The sequence below is a fragment of the Streptococcus sp. STC1396 genome (assembly GCF_058933875.1).
This window is the reverse complement of sequence record NZ_JBZYCU010000029.1, coordinates 1-21,949: the sequence shown is the minus strand read 5'-3', so window position 1 is coordinate 21,949 and position 21,949 is coordinate 1. Positions and strand designations below refer to the sequence as shown.

The following is a 21,949-nucleotide window of genomic DNA, read 5'->3' as shown; positions in this document are numbered from 1 at the left end:
TCCTACTCCTTTGTGGAATCTTTTTTAGCATTTTTACGAACATTCACACGACGCTTGATTTTCCAAATACTTGCTCCCAAAGCTGGCAACGTAAAGGTCAAGGTCTGCGGATAATCTTTCCATAGTCCCTCTTGAGACTGAACTGTTTCGTTATGTTCTTTCCAAACACCTCCCCATTCTTCTAATTCGGTATTCCATACTTCTTCATAAATGGCTGCAACTGGAACACCAATCGTAAAGTCTTTTCGCTCTACAGGCGCCATATTGAATACACAGATTAACATTTCTCCTTTAGCCGTCTTACGGATAAAGGAAAGGACACTTTGATCAGTATTGTCCGCATCAATGATTTCGATACCATCGTAGCTTACATCATTTTCCCAAAGCGGACGATTTTCTTTATAGAACAGATTCAGTGCAGATGTGAAATCTTGCATTTGCTTATTGAGCCTATCATCAAGATTTGACCATTCTAGCTGTTCCTCTGATTTCCATTCTAGGAATTGACCAAATTCTCCACCCATAAAGAGCAGTTTCTTACCTGGGTGACAGATTTGATAAGTCAGCAGATTACGAAGTCCCGCAAATTGATTATAACGGTCACCCCACATCTTATGCATCAGACTCTTCTTACCATGCACCACTTCGTCATGGGAGAATGGCAGCAAGAAGTTTTCTGAGAAGACATACATAAAGCTGAAAGTGACTAAGTTAAAGTCGTATTTGCGATAAATTGGATCTTCTTCGTAGAAACGCAGGATGTCATTCATCCATCCCATATTCCACTTGTAGTCGAATCCTAGACCGCCTAACTCACGCATTCCAGTAATCTTGGTATTGCTGGAGCTTTCCTCTGCGATCATCATAACATCCGGATGGGCCAACTTGATGACGGTATTGAGCCGCTGCAAGAAATAGTAGCCTTCATAATTGCGGTTGCCGCCGTCCTTATTTGGCTGCCATGGACCGCTATCGTAGTCAAGGTAAAGCATATTACTTACTGCATCAACTCGAACCCCATCTAAGTGGTAGAAGTCAATCCAGAATTTAATACTTGAAATCAGGAAGGACTGTACTTGATTCTTACCCAAGTCAAAATTCAGTGCTCCCCAACCATAGTTATGCGCTCTATCATGATCCTGATACTCAAATGTCGGAGTCCCATCATAGTAGGCCAAGGCATCATCGTTGATGGTAAAGTGACCAGGAACCCAGTCTACAATAACCCCAATATTATTGATGTGGCACTCTTCAACAAAGTCTTGGAATTCCTCTGGTGTCCCATAGGTATGCTCAAAAGCAAAGTAGCCCATCAACTGATAACCCCAACTGAGACCGAGCGGGTGAGCCATTAGTGGCATGAACTCCACATGCGTATAGTTCATCTTAACAAGGTAAGGAATGAGTTCTTCTTTTAGTTGAGCAAAACTATAGGGTTTTCCATCATCATTTCTCTTCCAAGAACCTGCATGAACTTCATAAATATTGACTGGACGCGAGAAGAATCCCCAACGTTTTCTTCTGGCTAGCCACAAGCCATCTTTCCAGTTCTTTTCAGGAATCGTATGAATAACTGCCCCTGTACCAGGACGCTCTTCAAAATAAATCGCCAGTGGATCCACTTTTAAAATCTCTTGTCCACTGCTGCGCTTGACATTATACTTGTAAATATCTCCTTCTTTAGGCAATTCAGTGAAGACTTCCCAAACCCCTGCTTCATTGCGAATCATTGGAATCTGGCCTTCATACCAATTGGTGAAATCACCTATCAAATGAACACTCTGAGCATTTGGTGCCCAAACACGAAAAGTATATCCCAGCTTTCCATCAATTTCTTCCTGATGAACCCCTAAATAATGCTGTAGATGAAAGTTTTCACCTGTCGTAAAGGTTCTCAAAGCTTCGTTTTTATCCATGTAATCACCTTCCTATTTGTAAGCGTTTTCTACACTACCATTCTACCTTATTTCTACTTCTTTTTCAAGTAAATTTCAAAAATCATTACGGAAAATTACAAAAATCGAACATTAAGGAAAAATAGGGGGAAAGTGCAAGGAAATTGCCTCCCTTTCGACACAAAATCACCTTCTCATTCCTTTTCCGCTAAAAATATGTTCTACAAATTCTTGAAAACTTTCATAATGATATAGACCAATATGTAAATTTACATATTTCTTTCGAAACCATTTTTGTTAAACATTAGCTTTCACATACATAAAAAGGCCGCACAAAGCCGCCTTTCTTCTTTATTTCACATCAAACACGATGGATTTCACTTGTGTCATTGCTTCGATACTGTATCGGATCCCTTGTACCCCCGCGCCAGAACCTTTCACACCAAGGAATGGGAAATTATCTGGACCCCGCTGAGTCTTATTATTAATGTGCACCGTACCCACTTCTAATTTTTCAGCAATTTCAAATGCTTTAGGGAAATCATTTGTAAACACTGAAGATTGAAGACCGAATTCAGACTGATTACAGATTTCGATAGCTTCTTCTACGGAAGCCACGCGAATAATCGGAAGAACTGGACCAAAAGGTTCTTCCCAAGCTAATCTCATATCAAGTGTAACGTTGTCAAACAAGACAGGCCAAATCAAATTTGCTTCACGTTTGATTTCTGTCAAGGCTGACGCTCCTTTTTCCTGAGCGTCTTCAATCAAGCCCCAGATGAAATCAGCCGATGCATTATCAATGACTGGTGTGATGTCCGCATTATCAAACGGATCACCAACCGTCAATTTCTCTACCTCTGCCTGAAGCAGCGCTGCCAATTTATCTGCTACGCTCTCCATGACAATGACACGTTTAATGGCTGTACAGCGTTGACCAGAGTAACTATAAGCTCCACCAACGATTTGTTTGGCTGCACGTTCAAGATCTGCATCTTCCAGAACTACCGCTGCATCCTTACCACCTAATTCTAGCATAACCGGCCGCATGCCCGCCAGTTGACCAATCCGTTCCCCAATAGGAGTTGACCCCGTAAAGTTGATATAGTTAACTTCTTTATGTTCAATAATGTAATCGCCGATTTCTGATCCACGCCCAGTGATGGTATTGAAAACACCAGCAGGAAGACCAGCTTCCGCAAAAGCTTGTGCTAAAAGAAGACCAGAAATTGATCCTTGTGTTGGTGGTTTAAACATGACAACATTTCCACCAATCAGAGCTGGAGCAATTTTTGAGCCCGAAAGGTTGACCGGATAGTTAAAGGGCGCAATCGCTAAAACAACACCAACAGGTTCACGACGGACAACAGCTAGCTTCTTCTTACTGATTGCCTCAAAGCCACCACCTTCCAGCACCTGACCATGAACACGGATTCCTTCTTCTGCTGCATAGCGAATAAGATCCGCTGTACGAACTACCTCGCCAATAGCGGCTTTAATTCCCTTTGCAACTTCTTTTGCAAGAATTTCGCCAATTTTTTCTTGATCGCGCTCTAAAATATTGGCAACTTTATGCAAATATGCTGCACGTTCTACCGCTGAAAGAGCACGCCAAGCAGGAAGAGCAGCACGCGCTTGCGCCATAGCATAATCAACTTCTGCCTGAGTCATGGCAGGAATTGTTCCGAGGACTTCATTGTTGATTGGAGAACTAATAGTAATTTCCTTTTCGGAACTTCTCCATTCTCCATTAATATAATTTTTATATTGCATCAAAATTCCCCTCCATCAAAGTTATTGTTTTATATTTTAGCAAATTTTCAGAAAATTTCAAGCAAAAACTATAAATTTATAGAAAATTTTTGCAATTTGAATTATTACTCCTTGTTTATACAACTTTAAAGAAAAAAGAAGAGCGATTTATGCTCTTCTTTTATTAATCAAAATCAAGATATTCTTTTTCAAGTTCAAGAACTTCTTCCATTGTTGCACACTCAGTCAAAGCGCGCTGTGCAAGTTCTTGCATCTTCACAGTATCCAATTTCTTCATAAGGCTACGTGTCCGAAGGACAGAAGTCGCACTCATAGAGAACTCATCCAAGCCCATGCCGACAAGAAGTGGCACAGCTGTTTGGTCGCCAGCCATTTCTCCACACATACCTGCCCACTTACCTTCAGCATGAGCAGCTTTGATAACGTTGTTAATCAAGCGAAGGATAGATGGGTTATATGGTTGGTAGAGGTATGAAACTTGTTCGTTCATACGGTCAGCTGCCATTGTGTATTGGATCAAGTCGTTAGTACCGATAGAGAAGAAGTCAACTTCTTTGGCAAATTGATCAGCCAACATCGCTGCTGCTGGAATTTCAATCATGATACCTACTTGAATATTGTCAGCTACAGCAATGCCTTCAGCTTGCAATTTAGCTTTTTCTTCTTCGTAAACTGCTTTAGCCTTGCGGAATTCTGTCAAAAGAGCAACCATTGGGAACATGATACGCAATTGTCCATGTACAGAAGCGCGCAAGAGGGCGCGGATTTGTGTACGGAACATAGCGTCACCAGTTTCAGAGATAGAGATACGCAAAGCACGGAAACCAAGGAATGGGTTCATTTCGTGCGGCATATCGAAGTAAGGAAGTTCCTTATCTCCACCGATATCCATGGTACGGACAACAACTGGCTTGCCGTTCATGCCTTCCAATACAGCCTTATAAGCTTCGTATTGCTCGTCTTCTGTTGGGAAGTCTTGTGAATCCATATAAAGGAATTCTGTACGGTAAAGACCTACGGCTTCAGCGCCATTCGCATTGACACCTTCAACATCTTTCGGTGTACCGATGTTAGCTGCAAGTTCAAAGTGTTTGCCATCGGCAGTCACTGTTTGAGCATCTTTCAAGAGAGCCCATTCCGCTTTTTGTTTAGCATAAGCTTCACCAGCTGCATTGAATTCTGCCGCTTGCTCGTCAGTTGGGTTGATGATAACTTCACCGGTGATACCATTAGCTGCAATGATATCCCCATCTTTTACAAGTTCAGTAATATTATTGGTTCCCAATACTGCTGCGATTTCAAGCGTACGCGCCATAATAGCAGAGTGACTTGTCCGTCCGCCAATATTGGTTACAAAAGCTTTAACAAATTTCTTGTCCAATTGTGCTGTATCAGAAGGAGTCAGGTCATGAGCAATCACGACTGATTCTTCATTGATAGAAGCCGGATTTGGCAACTTCTTACCTAAAAGATTTGCCAGAACACGTTTGGTTACATCGCGGATATCCGCAGCACGCTCTTGCATGTATGGGTTATCTTCCATATTTTCAAAGAGAGTGATAAACATGTCTGTGACTTCTTTCAGACCAGCTTCTGCATTGGTCTTCTTAGCACGAATTGTCTCTTTGATTTGACCAACCATTTCAGGGTCAGAGAGTACCATTAAGTGAGCATCAAATACTTGAGCTGCTTCCTCACCAAGGCTATCTACTGCTTTCTCACGGATAACAGAAAGCTCGTTTTGAGATGCTTCTAAAGCTGCATCCAAACGAGCCTCTTCTGCATTCGTATCTTCGACTGAAACAGTCTCAAATGACAAATCCGGTTGAACTAATAGATATGCCTTAGCAACGGCAACACCGTCAGATGCTGCAATTCCTTTAAGCATTTCTGTCATATTAAGCCAATCCTTCTTTTTCCATTGTTTCTGTGATAGCTGCAATTGCATCGTCTGCATCTGCACCTTCAGCTGAGATAACTACGTCTGCACCTTGACCAACACCAAGGCTCATAACACCCATAATTGATTTAAGGTTTACTGATTTGCCTTTGTATTCAAGCGTAATGTCTGAAGCAAATTTGCTAGCAGTTTGCACCAACAAGGTTGCTGGGCGTGCATGAATACCTGTTTCTGCCACAATGTGGAAATCTTTAGAAGCCATAGTTAGACTCTCCTTTAAATAATTCTTTTTGAGTTATTGTGATAACCCTTACAACTTGGTATTATAACATCTTTTGAAATCTTTTTCAAGAATTTTATGGCGCGCTTACAAATTATTTCTATTTTTTTGAAAACACCTCTTATTATATTGTTTCTTAGACTTACCCTTTCTGTATTTCTAGTCTGTTCACTCTCTATACTTTCTGTTTGTCTTCTCACTGAACGATAGTTCTAAACACCATTTTTGAAGAATAAGTTCAATCAGACGCTTTCTCTGTAGCTCTGCTTTTACTTTCGAGACAATGCTTTTTTCTATTTTGCATAATTTCCAATCTAATTCCAAAAACACTATATCTTGTATTCGGATTTGATGAATAATAAAAGCATGCACAAGATTTAGTTCAAAACTGTTGACATCCCATTCGCTTTTAGATATACTAGGTTCAGATTAAAATTTAAGAAAATGAAAGCATAGAGGAATCATTATAATGGTGACTATTTACTCCAAAAACGATTGTGTCCAATGCAAGATGACCAAGCGTTTTCTTGATACCAACCATGTGGAATATCGCGAAATCAACCTTGATGAGCAACCAGAATACATCGACCATGTCAAAAGTCTTGGTTTTAATGCAGCGCCTGTTATCCAAACACCAACTGAAGCGTTTTCTGGTTTCCAGCCTGGTAAACTTAAAAAATTATCATAATCTCGTTAGTATTTAGAGCTTGATTGCCGCTCCTATCATTCGTAGGGGCCCTTTATTTTGTAAGAGCAAAAAACATTTTAGAAAAAGGAAAATTATGGGACTCAAACACTTAGAAGATGTGACTTACTTCCGTCTAAATAATGAAATCAATCGTCCAGTCAATGGGCAAATCCTGCTTCACAAAGACAAAGAAGCCTTGGATGCTTTCTTTAAAGAAAATGTTGAACCAAACACGATGAAGTTTGCTTCTATTACTGAAAAAATTCAGTATTTAATTGAAGAAAATTACTTGGAAAAAGAATTTATCCAGCTCTATTCTCCTGAATATATTGAAGAGTTAGCTGCTTTTATCCATGCTCAAGATTTCAAGTTCAAATCTTTCATGGCAGCCTACAAATTCTACAACCAATATGCTCTGAAAACCAACGACGGTGAGTACTATCTAGAAAGTATGGAAGACCGCGTACTTTTTAACGCCCTCTACTTTGCCAACGGAGACGAAGCTATTGCCAAGGACATTGCCAATGAAATCATCCATCAGCGCTACCAACCGGCTACACCGAGCTTCCTCAATGCGGGTCGGGCTCGTCGCGGTGAATTGGTTTCTTGCTTTCTCATCCAAGTGACAGATGATATGAACTCAATCGGCCGTTCCATCAACTCTGCCCTGCAATTGTCTCGTATCGGAGGTGGGGTCGGTATTTCCCTCAGCAATCTGCGGGAGGCTGGCGCCCCTATCAAGGGCTATGAAGGGGCTGCATCTGGGGTTGTGCCTGTTATGAAACTCTTTGAGGACAGCTTCTCTTACTCTAACCAGCTGGGGCAACGTCAAGGAGCTGGGGTTGTTTACCTCAACGTCTTTCACCCAGATATCATCGCCTTCCTTTCTACTAAAAAAGAAAATGCTGACGAAAAAGTTCGGGTTAAAACCCTCTCGCTCGGAGTCGTCATTCCGGATAAGTTCTACGAATTAGCGCGTAAGAATGAAGAAATGTACCTCTTCAGCCCGTATTCTGTTGAACGCGAGTACGGAGTGCCATTTGCCTATATCGACATCACAGAGAAATACGACGAATTGGTTGCTAATCCAAATATCATTAAGACCAAGATCAAGGCCCGTGATTTGGAAACAGAAATTTCTAAACTCCAGCAAGAGTCTGGCTATCCTTATGTTGTGAATATCGACACTGCCAACCGTTCAAATCCAATCGACGGCAAAATCATCATGAGTAACCTTTGCTCAGAAATCCTGCAGGTGCAAGAGCCTAGCCTTTTGAATGACGCCCAAGAGTATCTCCATCTGGGAACAGACGTATCATGTAACTTGGGCTCTACTAACGTTGTCAACATGATGACTTCCCCTGACTTCGGAAAGTCTATCCGAACCATGACACGCGCTTTGACCTTTGTCACTGACAGCTCACACATCACAGCTGTGCCTTCTATTGACAATGGTAATAATCTGGCACATACCTTTGGTCTGGGAGCTATGGGACTGCACAGCTATTTGGCGCAGCAATTGATCGACTATGGATCAGCAGAAGCTGTCGAGTTCACCAGCATCTACTTTATGCTCATGAACTACTGGACCTTGGTTGAGTCTAACAATATCGCTCGCGAGCGTGGCGTGACATTCCATAATTTTGAAAAATCTGATTATGCTAACGGAACTTACTTTGACAAATACCTGACGGGTGAATTTGTACCTAAGTCTGACCGTGTGAAGGAACTTTTCAAAGATATCTTTATCCCAACCGCTGCTGACTGGGCAGAACTTCGTGACAAGGTAAAAGCGGACGGTCTCTACCATCAAAACCGCCTAGCTGTTGCACCAAATGGTTCTATCAGCTACATCAACGATGTTTCTGCTTCAATTCACCCAATTACCCAACGGATCGAAGAACGTCAGGAAAAGAAAATCGGTAAGATTTACTATCCTGCGGCCGGTCTGTCAACTGAAACCATTCCTTACTATACTTCTGCCTACGACATGGACATGCGCAAGGTTATCGATGTCTACGCAGCTGCAACTGAGCACGTGGACCAAGGACTTTCACTCACACTCTTCATGCGTAGTGACATTCCAAAAGGCCTCTACGAGTGGAAAAAAGAAAGCAAGCAAACAACCCGCGACCTTTCTATCCTGCGTAACTACGCCTTCAACAAGGGAATCAAGTCCATCTACTACGTCCGTACCTTTACTGACGATGGCGGCGAAGTTGGGGCAAATCAGTGTGAAAGCTGTGTGATTTAGCAAGTACCGAATTGCCAAACTAGGTCACTCAAATTCAACCAAATAAACAATTTTTGAAAACGCCTATCGCAATGTTACTGAAGGAAATCGTTTCCTTCAACGACATAAGCAAGTATTAAAAATTTAAAGCGAGATTATCATGGAAACTTACTACAAAGCCATAAACTGGAATGCCATCGAAGATGTCATTGACAAATCAACTTGGGAAAAGCTGACGGAGCAATTCTGGCTCGATACTCGTATCCCCTTGTCAAATGACCTAGACGACTGGAGAAAACTATCAAACAAAGAAAAAGACTTGGTAGGAAAAGTCTTTGGTGGGTTGACCCTTCTTGATACCATGCAATCTGAAACTGGTGTACAGGCTCTTCGCTCAGACATCCGTACACCGCATGAGGAAGCTGTTTTCAATAACATTCAATTTATGGAATCTGTCCACGCAAAATCTTATTCTTCTATCTTTTCTACCTTGAATACCAAGGCTGAAATCGAAGAAATCTTTGAATGGACTAACACTAACCCCTACCTGCAAAGAAAAGCTGAAATTATCAATGAAATCTACCTCAATGGTAGCCCCCTTGAAAAGAAAGTTGCCAGCGTTTTCCTTGAAACCTTCCTCTTCTATTCTGGTTTCTTTACGCCACTCTACTATCTCGGTAACAACAAACTGGCCAACGTTGCGGAAATTATCAAACTAATCATCCGTGATGAATCTGTTCACGGAACTTACATTGGTTACAAATTCCAACTTGGTTTCAATGAATTGCCTGAAGAAGAGCAGGAAAAACTTAAAGAATGGATGTACGACTTGCTCTACACCCTCTACGAAAACGAAGAAGGCTATACAGAAAGCCTCTATGACGGTGTTGGTTGGACCGAAGAAGTCAAAACCTTCCTTCGTTACAATGCCAATAAGGCTCTCATGAACCTAGGACAAGATCCACTCTTCCCAGATTCAGCGGACGATGTCAACCCAATCGTCATGAACGGAATCTCAACAGGAACATCTAACCACGACTTCTTCTCTCAAGTCGGAAATGGTTACCTTCTTGGTGAAGTTGAAGCCATGCAAGATGATGACTATAATTACGGTTTATAACATTTTCTAAATTAAAACTATTTAATCATAGAGAAAGCGAACAAAAAATAAATTTGTCCGCTTTTTTATTATGAGTATGCCAAAAATTCCCAAGAATAACAAAATATAGACCGTTTTAAATAAATAGATCTCGCTTGGTAAGACCTTATAGAGCCTATTTTCAGTATGGGCAGTTCTAAATCAGGCCTTCCAAAAGCCCTTTCATGAAGTTCTCAGAATTAAACTCACCGATATCATCAATTTTTTCACCGAAACCAATCAACTTAACCGGGATATCTAATTCCTGACGGATAGCCAAGACGACTCCACCACGGGCCGTTCCGTCTATCTTTGTCAAGACAATGCCGGTGACCGGAGTAATTTTTGAAAATTCCTTGGCTTGAACTAGCGCATTCTGACCAGTTGAAGCATCTAACGCTAAGAAAGTTTCATGCGGAGCTGCTGGATCAACTCGTTTAATAATCCGACCGATTTTCTCCAGCTCTGCCATGAGATTATCTTTATTTTGCAGACGACCAGCCGTATCAATCATGAGCACATCAATATTTTCAGACTTCGCTCTTTCCAAACCATCAAAAACGACACTGGCAGGATCGCTCTTCTCTGGACCTGTTACAACAGGAACATCCACTCGGCGGCCCCATTCAGCCAGCTGAGCAACGGCTCCTGCCCGGAAGGTATCTGCTGCCACCAGCATCACTTTTTTACCTTCTTGCGTGTATTTATAGGCCAATTTACCGATTGAGGTCGTCTTCCCTACTCCATTTACACCGACAAAGAGCATAACTGTTAGACCATTTTGAAAATTGATTTTCTCATTGAAACGGCCATCTTTCTCATAAATATCGACCAGTTTTTCAATAATCACTCGACGAAGGGCATCTGGTTTCTTAGCATTTTCCAATCGTGCTTCGTGACGAAGATCTTCTGCTAAGCTTGAGGCAACTTGTACTCCAACATCACTAGTAATCAACAATTCTTCCAACTCTTCAAAGAATTCTTCGTCAACCGAGCGGAAATTTGCAAAGAAAGCATTGAGTCGTGCCCCAAAACCAGTCCGAGTTTTCTTGAGACTACGGTCGTATTTATCCTGGACACTTTCTTCTTGAACGGGGGCAGATATTGCAGTTTCTGTTTTTTGCGGTTGTGAAGCTTCCCGAGTGACCTCTTCAGACTTTTCTTCAATTTCCTGATTATGAGCTGCTGCTTCGGCAATCCTTTGCTGTACTTCTGCGTAGTAACTTTCCATAACAGAAGGGGTAGGTTTCGGTTTTTCTTCAGTCTCTACTGGTTTTGTATACTCTGCGTCAGTTTGCTCTTGAAGCTGAGCTACACTTTCTTCAGACTGAGGTGCTGCTTCAGTCCGTTCTTTATCCTCTGTAACAGCTTCTGACTCATCCGTTAGGACTTTAGCCTTGTCTGCAAGCACTTCATTAAGAACCCGATCTTCAGCCAAACGCTCTTCCAGCTCTGAATAAAATTCCTCAGATGATGGAACAGCTTCCTCAGAAAGACTTTCTGGATCTTCGGAAGTTTCCAAAATCGGAATTACTTTCTCTTCCTGAGAGTCAGCACTTTTCTCCTCTACTTCTGCCAAACTCATAGCTGATGATTCACTCAAAAGGGGTTCTTCAGCGCTCGTTTCACTCTCTTCAAGACTTTCCAGAGCTTCTTTGACAATTTCTTCAATTACCGGTTCTTCTTTTTTTCGACCAAAAAGGCGATCAAATAATCCCATCGATTAGTCCTCCTTCAATACATATTTCCGTATAGCCCAAGCAACTGCATCTTCATCATTGGTCACAGGAGTCACTACATTAGCCACTTCTTTGACAGTAGGAACTGCATTTTGCATCGCTACTCCTAAGCCAGCCCATTCAATCATAGAGCGGTCATTTGCTTCGTCGCCACAAGTCATGACTTGGCTTCTATCAATTCCCAGATGGGCAATCAATTTCTCCAAACCAGTCGCCTTGTGCACATTTTTCGGTGACCATTCCAGCAACATTTCCCGTGATTTGAAAATCTCATACTGGTCAAAAAGTTCGGGCGCAATGTGAGGAATAGCTGCATCCAGCGGTTCCTGAGCAAATGCTGTGACACATTTATTGTAAGTTTCCTGGCTGGAAAGGTCTTCAAAAGCAATCGATTCAAAGCTCAAAGCTGGATTAAACTCCGCATAGAGCGATGCTTGGTCTGATTGAATCTGATAAACCAAGCCACCATCGATCGCATCCAGAGGTAGACCTAATTTCTCAGTCTCTTCATAAATTCTAGCCACATCATCATAGGAAAAAACTGTTTTATCCAAAATTTCGCCAGTATTGCGCTGAACTAGACCACCGTTAAAGGTAATAGTGTATTCATTTGCCTGACCATCGGTGCCCAGTTCATGCAGGAAAAATTCCATAGCTTTAAGCGGACGCCCTGTGGTCAACACAACTTTGACTCCCTGCTTCTGAGCTGCTTTGAGAGCTGCCAGATTACCTTCGGAAATCTGTTTATCAGAGGTCAACAGAGTCCCGTCTAAGTCCAAAGCAATCAATTTAATATCAGCCATTACAAGCCCTCCATGTAAGTCATAACAGATTGGGCCGCATGGTGGCCAATCACTTCCTTAGCAACTGCCAAAATTTCCGGCCGCGCATTTTCTGGTGCAATCGGGTGCCCTACCACCTGCATCATATGTAGGTCATTGAGATTATCACCAAAAGCCATGACCTGATTCATCTCTAGATTTAGCTTCTTAGTCAGCTCGACAAGAGCCACACCTTTATCCACATAGTCCAGCACGATATCAATCGACTTATAGCCTGTTGTCATCGCCTTAACACCAGCGACATTTTCATTGACCCAAGCTTCGCCATCGGCTACCGTTTCTTCACTGAAATTAGTCGTAAGTTTGAAAATCTCATCAGTAATCTCACTAAAATCCGCAACTTTTTGGATATTTTCATTGTAATGCATACTGAAAGACAGATAAGCCGGCTCCACTGTATCTAAGACATAACAGCCCTTTTTCCCCGTCAGGAGCAACTCATTGACATTGACAAAAGGAGACTCCTTGAGCTTGTCAAAAACCTTGAGATAAAATTCCCGTGGCATGGTTGCCTCGTATAGGTCTTCTCCCCGAAATTCTACCAGGCTGCCATTTTCTGCGATAAAAATCATGTCACCTCGGACTTCATCAAAAAGCTTTTCAAGTGAGAGGAGGCCGCGACCACTGGCAACGGCAAAGTAGATGCCCTTTTCTCTAAACTGGAGTAGCAAGTTCTTGAGCCGCTCTATGTCAAATTGGCCCTTGTCATCTAAAAAAGTCCCATCCATATCTGTTGCTACTAATTTTATGCTCATATTACAAACTTTCTAAATCTTTTAACTTGACCGATACAATCTTGGAAACTCCTGATTCCTGCATAGTCACTCCATAGATAGAGTCCGCTGCAGACATGGTTCCCTTGCGGTGGGTTACAACGATAAACTGGCTCTCTTTGTCAAAGCGATTGAGATAATCTCCAAAACGCTTGACATTGGCCTCGTCCAGAGCTGCCTCGACCTCATCCAAGATAACAAAAGGAATGGTCTTGACTCGGATGATGGAGAAGAGTAAAGCCAAGGCTGACAGGGCTTTTTCCCCCCCGCTCATGAGATTGAGGGACTGGATTTTCTTGCCTGGAGGCTGAACCGAAATCTCTACCCCAGCTGTCAGCAGGTCGCCTTCTGTCAAGATGAGATCAGCTGAACCGCCACCAAACATCTGGCTAAAGGTCAGCTTGAAACTTTCGCGAATGGCTTCAAAGGTTGTTTGGAAACGTTCCTTGACTTCGTCATTCATCTCTTCGATGGTTTCTAGCAGCAGATTTTTTGCAGAGAGAACATCAGCTCGCTGACTATTGAGGAAGTTCAGACGGCTGCTGACTTCTTCAAACTGCTCAACGGCTTCTAGATTGACTGGTCCCAAAGCACGAATAGCCTTTTCTAAGTCTTTGACTTGGGCTTCTGCAGCTGTAAGATTTTCCAAAGAGCGAGCTCTTTGATCAGCCTCAGCAAAGCTAATTTGGTAATTATCCGTCAGATTGGTCAGCAGACGACGCAAGGCATCTGAAAATTTCTCTTTTTCAGCCTCTGCCTTGGCCTGACGACGAATCAGACTTTCGTTTTGCTGACGGGCTTGGTCTAAATGCCCCAGAATATCCTCAGACTGGCCCTCTAAGTCGTCCAGCTCAAATTTGAGTCGGATGAGACTCTGATTCAGACTTGTCTTTTCCTGCTGGGCAGTCTTGAGCTGCTCTTCCAAGACGGAAATATCCACCTTCTGGCTGACTGCTTCTTCCTTTTGCTCTATCAAAAGCTGCAAAGTAGCGACTTCCTTGTCCAGAGCAGCCTTCTCCTCTAGCAAACGCGACAAATCATTCTTCTCAAAGCGCTGGCTAGAAGTCAGCTCCGTGCTCTTCAATTTCAGTTCAGACAAGTTAGCCGATAGCTGATCGAAACGATCCTGAACAGCGTTTTTATTCGACTTGACTTGCTCGATTTCAGCAGTAATGGCTACTTTGGAAGCCTCGATAGCCGACAGGCGCTCTTCCATTTTTTTCTTTTCAGCCAGGTCTGCTGCTTCAGTCTGGCTAGCCAAGTCCTGCTCCTGCAGTTGCACCAGCTGGCTGAGTTCTGCAACCCGCTCTGCAATCTGTTCGTAGGCCAACTTGACTCTTTGCTCCGTCAAGCGAGCTTGCTCACCTTCAGACTTGATGGTTTCCAAGGCTTGCTTGGCCTCTGATACCTGAGACTGCAAGCTTTCGACTTGCTGCTCCTGACCTTTCAGCTTCTGAGACTGCTGCTCCATTTCTCCAAGCAGGCTGTCCAGTTCAGGCTTGATAAAGATTGTGTTATTATTGCGATTAGCTCCTCCAGCATAAGAACCGCCTGTGCGCAGTTCCGTACCGTCCAGCGTTACGATTCTTACTTGGTAACGTACCTGACGGGCAGCTGCACGCGCATGCTCAATTGTATCAAAAATAGCGGTTGTTCCCAGCAGATTTTGGAAAATATTCTCCAAACTTGCCTCATAGGTCACCAGCTCCGAAGCTATACCTAGGAAGCCTGGACTGGCCTCAATTCTGGATTGATTTTGCTCGGGAAGTTGACGAGCTTTGATAGTCGTCAGGGGTAGGAAAGTAGCCCGACCAGCGCGATTTTTCTTAAGAAAATCAATGGCTCTGGTCGCTGCTCCCTCGTCCTCAACGATAATATACTGGCTACTTGCCCCCAGAGCAATTTCCAAAGCGGTCTGGTAATGAGAATCGAAGCTCAATTTCTCGCTGACTGCCCCGACAATACCACCCAGACGATCAGCCTCCTGCAGAACGCTTTTTACACCTGCATAAAAATTACTGTGATTTTTAAGAATAGCTTCTAAACTGGCTGCACGGGCTTTTTTATTTTTCAAATCATCCAGCAGAGCAAACATGCTGGTCTGCTCATCTTGATAAGCAACCGTCAAATTCTCAACCTGCCCCTGCTGCTCCTGATACTGATCTAGCAAGGCTCTGAGAGCAGCCTGTGCCTCTTCCAATTCCGCCTGTCGAGCCGCTTCTTCTTCCCTACCAGCTTTTAAATCAGCCTGTAGTTTGCTAAACTCTGCCTGTTTGCTGGCAGCTTGACTCCGCTCATTCTCCAGACGATTTTCTAGCGAGGTCAAGTCGTTGGACAAATCCGCTTCTTCTTGCATGAGCTTGACGTAACGATCCCGCAAATTTTCAATCAGCTGATCTGGGTCATCTGAAAAGTCTGCCAATTCTGCTTCTAACTGGCTCATAGTCCCTTGATTTTCAGTCAACTGGACTGCTAAATCAGCCAGATGAGCTTCCTTGGAGGAAATATCAGCTGTCAACTGCTGACTTTTTTCTCTCAACCCAGCCAAACGTTCTTCATTTTCCAAACGGCTGCTAGCTGCCTGACTAGATTCCAACTTGGCCAAGTCTATCTGACGTTCCAAATCACTGATTAAACGAGTCAGCTCCAAAAGACTGGCCTGATCGTCAGACAGTTTTTGATTCACTTCCTGCCGTTTGACCTTAATCTCTTGGTTTTCACGTTCCAATTCATCTCGTTTCGTATAATAGGCCACCAGCTCCTGCTTGATACTCTCCAAATCAGCCTCTGCCGCCGTCAAATCAGCTTTATTCGCCTTGATTTGAGCCACCAAGACATCTAGATAAAGTTCCTGACGCTCTTGATCCAGTTCTAAAAAACGCTTGGCTGTCTCAGCCTGCTTTTCCAGTGGTTTGACTTGACTATCCAGCTCGTAGATAATATCTTCCAAGCGATCTAGATTGTCTTGAGTCTGCGCCAGCTTGCTTTCTGTTTCCTTGCGACGAGTCTTATATTTGAGCACTCCAGCCGCTTCTTCAAAGATAGCCCGGCGTTCCTCCGGTTTGCTGTTAAAGATTTCCTCTACCTTCCCTTGGGAAATGATGGAGAAGGAATCTCGTCCTAACCCTGTATCCATGAAAAGATCATGGACATCGCGGAGACGAACTTTTTTACCGTCAATCTTGTACTCGCTATCACCACTCCGATAGATATGGCGCTCGACACGAATTTCCTTGCCTGCTTGCTTGATAAACTGGTCCTGATTATCCAAAACAACGACGACCGAAGCATAGTTGAGGGGCTTGCGGTTCTCCGTCCCTGCAAAGATGACATCCGGCATCTTACCACCCCGCAGACTCTTAACGCTCGACTCACCCAGAGCCCAGCGCAGGCTCTCCGTAATATTGGACTTGCCTGAGCCATTGGGACCAACAACAGCAGTCACACCCTGGTCAAAAACCACCTTAGTCTTATCTGCAAATGACTTGAAGCCCTGAATTTCAATTTCCTTTAAAAACATTAGTGACTTTCCTTTTCAAATGCATCCTTGGCAGCTTCCTGCTCAGCCAGTTTCTTAGAACGGCCTTGTCCCTGACCCGCTTTCTGACCATTGATCAACACAGCCACAGCAAAGTTCTTAGCATGGGCTGGCCCTGTCTCATCTGTAACCTGATAGACAATCTCAACATCGCCATTAACCTGCAGGAGTTCTTGCAACTTGGTCTTATAGTCAGTCACCTGCTCAAAGTCACCCGCTTCCACCTTGGGAATCATGACTTGATAAATAAAGTCCTTGACAGTCTCCACATCCTTATCCAAAAGGAGGGCACCCAAAAAGGCCTCAAATAAGTCACCCAGAATGGTATCCCGATTACGACCTCCTGACTTTTCCTCACCACGACCCAGCTTGATGAAATGATCAAACTGACAGTCCCGTGCAAAGCCAGCCAAACTCTCCTCACGAACAATCATGGAGCGTAATTTTGACAAATCTCCTTCTGGTCTTTTGGGGTATTTTTTATATAAATACTCAGAAATAATCAGCTGCAGAACAGCGTCTCCTAAAAATTCCAGGCGTTCATTGTGTGAAATTTTTAAGAGGCGGTGCTCATTGGCATAGCTGGTGTGAGTAAAAGCGGTCTCTAGCAGACTACTGTCTTCAAACACCAGTCCAAACTGCTCCAGCAGTGCATCTTTTAAATGTTCCATAGTTTCTTTTTCATGCTAGGTCCAGGCAGAGCATGAGTCCAATTCCATCCTTTCTCAAATGATGTTCTTTGTGAACTATCTACCATTATACCAAAAAACAAGTGCCAACGCACTTGTTTACTTGTCTTCTTAGGGTAATTCTCAGCCTATTATTTATCTGGGATGACCTTGAAAAGGTAATAAGTAATAAAGATTGTCAGGGCGAACAAGAAAATTTTCACCCAAATAATGGGCGCGAAGGTGATGGAAATTCCCATCAAGATATAGATGGACACGATAATCTTTTTCTTACGCTCTTTGGCAATCGAGCCAGTCTCCCGAAAATCTGCGACATAGATTTGATACATCTTGGTGTGATAAAGCCAATTTTCAATCCGCTTGGAGCTGCGTGAAAAGCAAGCAATAGACAAAAGCAAAAATGGGGTCGTCGGCAAGACAGGCAAAAACATTCCTATCACTCCTAAGGCCAAAGATAGGCAGGCAATCACAAAATAAATCAGGCGCATTTGGTTTCCTCACATACGTTTTCATAGTCGTTCGTCATTTTCGTTCTTTTTTTTCCTTTCTAGTATAAAAAACAGGCTAAAAAACATAGAACTAGTGTCTCATAAAAAGCAATCCTTGTCAATCCTAAAAAAGTTGGAACCGTGTGTTCCAACTTTCTGAGCGACTGATGATTAGATAGTTGCCAAAGGCGTTGCAGTATCAGGAGAAGTATCGAAGACTTGGAAATCATGACCTACTGGCAAATCAGCTTGAGCCAGTTGATTGACCATGGTCATATGAGCCAGCTCCTTGATATTATTTTCCTTACTCAAATGCCCCAGATAAATACGCTTGGTGCGATTGCCAAGTGTGCGAATCATGGTCTCTGCACCGTCTTCATTAGATAAATGCCCCAAGTCAGACAAGATCCGTTGTTTCAGACTCCACGGATAGGCACCGCTCCGGAGAATCTCGATATCATGGTTGCTCTCAATCAAATAAGCATCCGCATTCTCAATCACTCCAGCCATACGGTCACTGACATAGCCCGTATCTGTCAGCATGACAAAACTCTTGTCATCCTTCATAAAGCGGTAAAATTGCGGACAGGCTGCATCATGGCTGACTCCAAAGCTCTCCACGTCCAAGTCGCCAAAAGTCTTGGTTTTACCTAGTTCAAAGATATGCTTTTGGCTGACATCCAGCTTGCCCAAATCCTTTTCCATAGCCCGCCAGGTTGCTTCGTTAGCATAAATATCTAGATTGTACTTACGCGCCAAAACTCCCACGCCATGGATGTGATCCTTATGCTCATGGGTGACTAAAATGGCATCTAAATCTTCCGGTTTGCGGTCAATTTCACTCAAAAGGCTCGTAATTTTTTTTCCTGATAAACCAACATCAACAAGCAGGCGTTTTTGGTCTGTTTCCAGATAAAAGCAATTGCCGCTTGATCCCGATGCCAGAATACTATATTGAAATCCCTTAGTCATGTTCACTTTCTACATTCTCTTCATTTTCCCAGTCGTCTACACGGACAGCGTCATTATCATAAGGAAGAACGATGGTAAAGGTAGATCCCTTGCCGTACTCGCTCTTGGCCCAGATAAAACCATGGTGCTGCTTGATAATTTCTTTGGCAATGGACAAGCCTAAGCCAGTCCCTCCCTGAGCTCGGCTGCGAGCCTTATCCACTCGATAGAAACGGTCAAAAATCTTCGGCAGATCCTGCTTGGGAATCCCCAGACCTTCATCTGAAATCGAGAGAATCAGCTGTACATCTGTTGTTTTCACAGATACGGTAATGGTGCCACCATCAGGTGAATATTTGATAGCATTGTTCATGATGTTATCAATGACCTGAGTCATCTTGTCCGTATCAATTTCCACCCAAATCGGTGTAATCGGATAATCCCTGATGATCTCATATTTTTTTGTTTCGTCCTGATTTTTAATCTTATCAAATCGATTCAGGATAAAGGTGATAAAGGCTGTAAAATTGGTCAACTCCACTTCCAGATGACTGGTATCATTATCAATCCGCGACAGGCTGAGCAAATCCGTCACCATCCGCATCATCCGGTTAGTCTCAGTCAGTGAGACCTTGACAAAGTCCGGCGCAATTGGCTCTGACAGAGCCCCATCGTCCAAGGCTTCCAGATAAGATTTCACACTAGTCAAGGGCGTCCGCAACTCATGGCTAACATTGGAAACAAAAAGCCGGCGCTCCCGCTCTTCCTTGTCCTGCTCAGTCGTATCATGCAGGACCGCCACCAAACCTGATATAAAGCCAGATTCCCGTCTAATCAAGGCAAAACGAACCCGTAGGCGCAAATATTCCCCATTCTCATCCTGAGAATCAATAATCAATTCAGGAACATTGGTAATCAGGTCCCGAAGACTGTATTCATCTGAAATTGAAAGCAGATCCAAAATATTCATATTTTGGACCTCACTTCTTTTGACACCCAACTGCTTGGTCGCCATATCATTAATGGTAATAATCTGCCCTCGGCGGTTGGTGGCAAGCACCCCGTCTGTCATGTAGGACAAAATACTAGACAGACGCTTGGTTTCCTGCTCAAGATTTTCATGTGTCAAGCGGATAACTTCTGACAAATCATTGATACTATTGGTCATATCTGTAATTTCCGGACTTCCTTGCATGTCTAGCACTTCTGAATAGTCACCAGAAATCAAATCTTTAATTTTCTGATTAAGTTGCAGAAGCTTTTGGTTGTCACGGCGATTTTCCAATAAGAGCAGAGCCACGACCACAATGAAGCCGATAATAATGATAGCAAAGACGAAATCCGCAGAGATTACAAATTGTTTAATTTCTTCAATCATTATTTCTCATATAGTAGCCAACACCGCGGCGAGTCAAGATATACTCAGGCCGGCTTGGCGTATCTTCGATCTTTTCACGCAGGCGACGAATGGTCACATCCACTGTCCGGACATCACCAAAATAATCGTAGCCCCAGACAGTTTCAAGTAAATGCTCACGCGTCATCACTTGACCAATATGCGTTGCTAAGTGATGCAGCAGTTCGAACTCCCGATGTGTCAGCTCCAGCTCTTTTCCATGCTTCTTAGCCACAAATGCATTAGGTAAAATTTGCAAGTCCCCAATATTTAATTCATTTGGTCCACTATCTTCTGCTTGACTCTCAATGATTAAATCTGCACGGCGAAGAAGAGCCTTAACCCGCGCCTGTAATTCACGATTTGAAAATGGCTTGGTTACATAATCATCTGCACCGATTTCAAGACCAATAACCTTGTCAAACTCACTATCCTTGGCAGACAGCACAATAATCGGGACATTGCTAGTCTTACGAATGGTCCGAGCAACCTCAAGTCCATCAACTTCTGGCAACATCAGATCCAGAATCAAAATATCTGGCTGCTCCGCTTCAAACATTTCTAACGCTTCCTTACCATCAAAAGCTGTCAGAACTTCATAACCTTCTTTGGTCATATTAAATTTTATAATATCTGAGATTGGCTTCTCATCATCAACAACTAATATTTTTTTCATTTATTCACCACAAAATTTTGAGAGGAAACGAGCCATCCTAACAAAAAACTAGAACCTCATTTCATTAATTTATCTTCTATTGCAAATAGCATCCTATGGGTCATTTTAATCGATTCGACATAAAATCACTACAATCATACCACATATTATACCAAACTTTCTTAAAAATGGCTAATTCAAGGGTCAAACCTGATTTTCATAAAAAGATTCATCCTTTCTAAATAATATGGTAGAATAATATAAAAGGGATTACACAAGGAGGTTTCCAATGAAAAAATCCATAGTATTCGTTTTTACTGTATTTATCCTTATCTGTCTGAGCGCTTGTAGTATTTTAGGCATCGGCCGAGGTGAAATGTACCGCGGAAAATGGAAAGCACAGGGTTCTGCGGGAGAAAATATTGACCTAGTTTTCGAGGAAAACACTGGAAAATTAGGAGACAAGGAATTTCATTATGTTCTTGATAAGTCTGGATATGAAGACAATACAAAATATTATTCCATCACTGTCAACGATACTTATCACTACACTATTGCTTTTCCTGACAATGACCTCAAAATTGCTGTTCTTTTAGAACCCGACGACCCTAGAGATCCCTTATATGGGGAAATGCTTTATGCAATGAATCGTCAAAAATATCCTAATTTCCAAAAATATATAGATAATTATTTGAATTAGCTCTATTCTTTGAAAGCTTGTTAAACAAAAGAAAGAGGCTGGGACAAAAAGATTTCAATTTTTAAAAATCTTAATTATTAAGCCCTTCAAATCTATAATTAAATGCAAAAAGCGAACAAAGCAGAATTCTGATTACCAGAAAACGGCTCTATAATTTCTGTAGTGGGTAAATCCACCGCAGGGATTATGGAGCCTATTTTATTGTAGAAAACATACTAAGATTAGTAGTGAAGAAATCTCCGACGGGAGAGAGTACTCACTACTTTTTCTT

General features: G+C 42.7%; 16 protein-coding genes and 1 pseudogene. 4 read left to right on the top strand and 13 right to left on the bottom strand.

Translation table 11 applies throughout. The annotated features are described in order from the left end of the window. Positions 1-2: 2 nt before the first annotated feature. The 4 genes from glgB to AC5FEC_RS09200 form a co-directional block, all read right to left on the bottom strand. On the bottom strand, positions 3-1,916 hold the full coding sequence (gene glgB / locus AC5FEC_RS09215) for a 1,4-alpha-glucan branching protein GlgB (RefSeq protein WP_304949233.1): 1,914 nt from the start codon (positions 1,914-1,916) through the stop codon (positions 3-5). A 330-nt stretch (positions 1,917-2,246) separates the two neighbouring features. Continuing rightward, a complete protein-coding gene (locus tag AC5FEC_RS09210; RefSeq protein WP_493661993.1) occupies positions 2,247-3,668 on the bottom strand; it encodes an NADP-dependent glyceraldehyde-3-phosphate dehydrogenase in 1,422 nt (473 codons plus the stop codon). A gap of 163 nt (positions 3,669-3,831) precedes the next feature. Then, positions 3,832-5,565, bottom strand: coding sequence for a phosphoenolpyruvate--protein phosphotransferase (gene ptsP, locus AC5FEC_RS09205; protein WP_493661992.1), 1,734 nt, complete (start codon positions 5,563-5,565; stop codon positions 3,832-3,834). A 1-nt stretch (position 5,566) separates the two neighbouring features. Then, positions 5,567-5,830 carry a phosphocarrier protein HPr gene (locus tag AC5FEC_RS09200; RefSeq protein WP_037614534.1) on the bottom strand — a complete coding sequence of 88 codons (264 nt, stop codon included), beginning with the start codon at positions 5,828-5,830 and terminating at the stop codon, positions 5,567-5,569. 487 nt (positions 5,831-6,317) lie between these two features. Here AC5FEC_RS09200 and nrdH point away from each other — a divergent pair, with 487 nt between their 5' ends. The 3 genes from nrdH (at position 6,318) to nrdF (ending at position 9,889) form a co-directional block, all read left to right on the top strand. Continuing rightward, the gene (nrdH, locus tag AC5FEC_RS09195) at positions 6,318-6,536 is read left to right on the top strand and encodes a glutaredoxin-like protein NrdH (RefSeq protein WP_015604561.1); all 219 of its coding nucleotides are present in this window, start codon (positions 6,318-6,320) and stop codon (positions 6,534-6,536) included. Positions 6,537-6,630: 94 nt separating this feature from the next. Next, the gene (gene nrdE, locus AC5FEC_RS09190) at positions 6,631-8,790 is read left to right on the top strand and encodes a class 1b ribonucleoside-diphosphate reductase subunit alpha (RefSeq protein WP_493661991.1); all 2,160 of its coding nucleotides are present in this window, start codon (positions 6,631-6,633) and stop codon (positions 8,788-8,790) included. Positions 8,791-8,929: 139 nt separating this feature from the next. Beyond that, positions 8,930-9,889, top strand: a complete 960-nt coding sequence (nrdF, locus tag AC5FEC_RS09185) for a class 1b ribonucleoside-diphosphate reductase subunit beta (RefSeq protein WP_217472284.1) — start codon at positions 8,930-8,932, stop codon at positions 9,887-9,889. Between the two features lie 175 nt (positions 9,890-10,064). Here the strand turns inward: nrdF and ftsY are convergent. The 9 genes and pseudogenes from ftsY to yycF form a co-directional block, all read right to left on the bottom strand. After that, positions 10,065-10,997 (bottom strand): annotated as a pseudogene (gene ftsY / locus AC5FEC_RS09180) (signal recognition particle-docking protein FtsY); the annotation flags it as partial. Positions 10,998-11,630: 633 nt separating this feature from the next. Further along, on the bottom strand, positions 11,631-12,449 hold the full coding sequence (locus tag AC5FEC_RS09175; protein WP_493661990.1) for a Cof-type HAD-IIB family hydrolase: 819 nt from the start codon (positions 12,447-12,449) through the stop codon (positions 11,631-11,633). Next, positions 12,449-13,243 carry a Cof-type HAD-IIB family hydrolase gene (locus AC5FEC_RS09170; RefSeq protein ID WP_493661989.1) on the bottom strand — a complete coding sequence of 265 codons (795 nt, stop codon included), beginning with the start codon at positions 13,241-13,243 and terminating at the stop codon, positions 12,449-12,451. The genes AC5FEC_RS09175 and AC5FEC_RS09170 overlap by 1 nt, the downstream gene beginning before the upstream one ends. A gap of 1 nt (position 13,244) precedes the next feature. Beyond that, positions 13,245-16,781 (bottom strand): chromosome segregation protein SMC, encoded by a 3,537-nt coding sequence (gene smc, locus AC5FEC_RS09165; protein ID WP_493661988.1) that lies wholly within the window; start codon positions 16,779-16,781, stop codon positions 13,245-13,247. Further along, complete coding sequence (gene rnc / locus AC5FEC_RS09160; RefSeq protein WP_037614518.1) at positions 16,781-17,470, bottom strand: ribonuclease III; 690 nt, start codon at positions 17,468-17,470, stop codon at positions 16,781-16,783. Before rnc ends, smc begins: the two co-directional genes overlap by 1 nt. Before the next feature lie 149 nt (positions 17,471-17,619). Beyond that, positions 17,620-17,976 (bottom strand): YbaN family protein, encoded by a 357-nt coding sequence (locus tag AC5FEC_RS09155; RefSeq protein WP_485671331.1) that lies wholly within the window; start codon positions 17,974-17,976, stop codon positions 17,620-17,622. A 171-nt stretch (positions 17,977-18,147) separates the two neighbouring features. Beyond that, on the bottom strand, positions 18,148-18,948 hold the full coding sequence (locus AC5FEC_RS09150) for an MBL fold metallo-hydrolase (RefSeq protein ID WP_493661987.1): 801 nt from the start codon (positions 18,946-18,948) through the stop codon (positions 18,148-18,150). Further along, positions 18,941-20,305 (bottom strand): cell wall metabolism sensor histidine kinase VicK, encoded by a 1,365-nt coding sequence (gene vicK / locus AC5FEC_RS09145; protein WP_493661986.1) that lies wholly within the window; start codon positions 20,303-20,305, stop codon positions 18,941-18,943. Before vicK ends, AC5FEC_RS09150 begins: the two co-directional genes overlap by 8 nt. After that, complete coding sequence (yycF, locus tag AC5FEC_RS09140; RefSeq protein WP_037614514.1) at positions 20,298-20,999, bottom strand: response regulator YycF; 702 nt, start codon at positions 20,997-20,999, stop codon at positions 20,298-20,300. The genes vicK and yycF overlap by 8 nt, the downstream gene beginning before the upstream one ends. A 268-nt stretch (positions 21,000-21,267) precedes the next feature. Between yycF and AC5FEC_RS09135 the strand changes: the two genes are divergently transcribed. Further along, positions 21,268-21,678, top strand: coding sequence for a hypothetical protein (locus tag AC5FEC_RS09135; RefSeq protein ID WP_493661985.1), 411 nt, complete (start codon positions 21,268-21,270; stop codon positions 21,676-21,678). Positions 21,679-21,949 lie beyond the last annotated feature (271 nt).